At 69.4% G+C, this 2,084-nt stretch carries 1 protein-coding gene and 1 pseudogene; both read left to right on the forward strand.

Translation table 11 applies throughout. The features are described 5' to 3' along the window. Nucleotides 1-1,327: DNA repair protein RadA (gene radA / locus FVW20_RS13410; RefSeq protein ID WP_196610005.1), on the forward strand; the 1,327-nt coding region annotated here is incomplete at its 5' end. Nucleotides 1,328-1,817: 490 nt separating this feature from the next. Then, nucleotides 1,818-2,084: pseudogene (locus tag FVW20_RS13415) on the forward strand (methyl-accepting chemotaxis protein); the annotation flags it as partial.

Genomic DNA, 2,084 nt, shown 5'->3' on the forward strand with positions numbered 1-2,084 from the left:
GCGCCCCGGTGCGTCGTCCGTTGGCCCGCAGGGCAGGGCGCAGGCGCTGAAGGACGTGGCCGACCATGGTGCCGAGCCTTTCGGCAGCGGGCTGGACGCGCTGGACCGCGTGCTGGGCAAGGGCCTTGTGCCGGGTGCGGCCATCCTTGTGGGGGGCGAGCCGGGCATCGGCAAGTCCACGCTGCTGCTGCAGGTAGCAGGGGCCGTGGCCGCCGCCGGGCGCGGGGTGCTGTACCTTTCGGGCGAGGAATCGCTGCCCCAGTTGAAGGCCCGCGCCGCCCGCCTTGGCGTGCTGCACGACGAACTGATGGCCGTGGCCACCACCCGGCTGGACGACGTGCTGCCCCACCTTGAAGGCCCCGAAGCCCCCGCGCTGCTCATCGTCGATTCCGTGCAGACCGTCAGTTCCGACAGGGCGGAAGGGCTGCCCGGCAACGTCAGTCAGGTGCGTGCGGTGTCCACGGAAATCGTGGAGGCCTGCAAGCGCAGCGGCACCACCGTGCTGCTGGTGGGCCACGTGACCAAGGACGGCGCGCTGGCCGGGCCGCGCCTGCTGGAGCATCTGGTGGACACGGTCATTTCCATCGAAGGTGACCGGCGGCAGATGTTCCGCCTGCTGCGGGTGCTCAAGAACCGCTTCGGCCCCAACCAGGAATTGCTGGTCTTCCGCATGGTGGAGCAGGGCATGGAGGTGGTGGAAGATCCTTCCACCTTCTTTCTGGGCGCACGCGACCCGGCCCTGTCGGGCACCGCGCTGGTCATGGCCGTGGACGGACAGCGCCCCCTGGCGGTGGAAGTTCAGGCCCTGGTTACCCGCAGCTACCTGGCCATCCCCCGCCGCACGGGGCTGGGCTTCGACGTCAACCGCCTGCACCTGCTGCTGGCGGTGCTGGAAAAGCGCCTGCGCCTCAACTTCGGGCAGGTGGACATCTACGCCAAGATCGGCGGCGGCATGAAGTTGCAGGATCCCGGCATGGATCTGGGACTGGTGGCTGCCGTGCTGTCGTCGTTCTACGACCTGCCCCTGCCGGAGCGGGCGGTGTTCTGGGGCGAGGTCGATCTCAACGGCCAGGTTCGCCCAGTGGCGGCCCATTCCATCCGCCGCGACCAGGCCCGCAGGCTTGGCTACACTCCCATTCTTCATCCCGCAGACGATGCCGTGCGCGGCGTGCCCACCGTGGCCGCCTTGCAGGATGCGCTGTTCCGGTGTGCCCGGCGCCCGGCGTACGCCGACCCGGCGGGCAGTAATGGCCCGCACGCGCAGGGGGGCGGCAATCCGTCCGGCTTGGGCATCCCCGCCGGTACCGGCTCCGACGCCGACGATTGAACCGGCAAGGGCGTCGTCCCTCCTCGGCGGAAACGCATCTGCCTTGCCGTCACAAGCCCGCTTGCCGCGGCTGTCACCCCCCTGCCATCCTCGCCCCGTCCCCGCCGCCTCCGACGCCGTTCCGCCGCATCGGCGTCCTGCGTCATGGCGTGTCCGTGTGATGCTGCCGTCGCTTTCCCCCTGTGTTCCGACATTTCCCGCCGATAGGCAGGGTGTGCCCACGTGCCGTACAGGGCGCGCAGCGCCAGGCGCCCGACGGTGGGGCATTGGTCTGGTGCGGACCTGTTTCCGGCCAATTGCGCGGTCATGGCATCCGGCCCCGCACCGGAAGCAAGGCAGGTGTGCCCCGCGTATGCCCGGGCAGGGAACCGGCCCGGTGCTCCCTTGGGCCTTCGCATGATAATCTGGCAAGTCCGCTTGCTTGCGCCGGGCAACACGATACATTCGGCTCTACTGCCCGGCGCAACACTACCATCCTTCGGAGGCTGCCATGGAAAACCCGCGCCCGCCATTTTCCCTTGTCCTGATTGTACTTGGAACGGTGCTGACTCTTCTTGCCGCTGGCCTTGCGTTGCCGGGCGGCATCATGTGGTCCGTCATCGCCCTGTGTGGCGGCCTTGCGCTCACTGCCGGGGCTGTGGCGTATGATCTGCGGTCCAACGCTTCCTTGCTGGAGCAACAGCGGGCCGGCCTGGCCGCGCAGGGCCCGGTGCGGGTGCTGGACGGCCTGCGCGCACGGGGCGCGGTTCCGCACCCG

The organism is Nitratidesulfovibrio oxamicus, from assembly GCF_015731765.1.
GTDB classification, from domain to species: Bacteria; Desulfobacterota; Desulfovibrionia; order Desulfovibrionales; family Desulfovibrionaceae; genus Cupidesulfovibrio; species Cupidesulfovibrio oxamicus.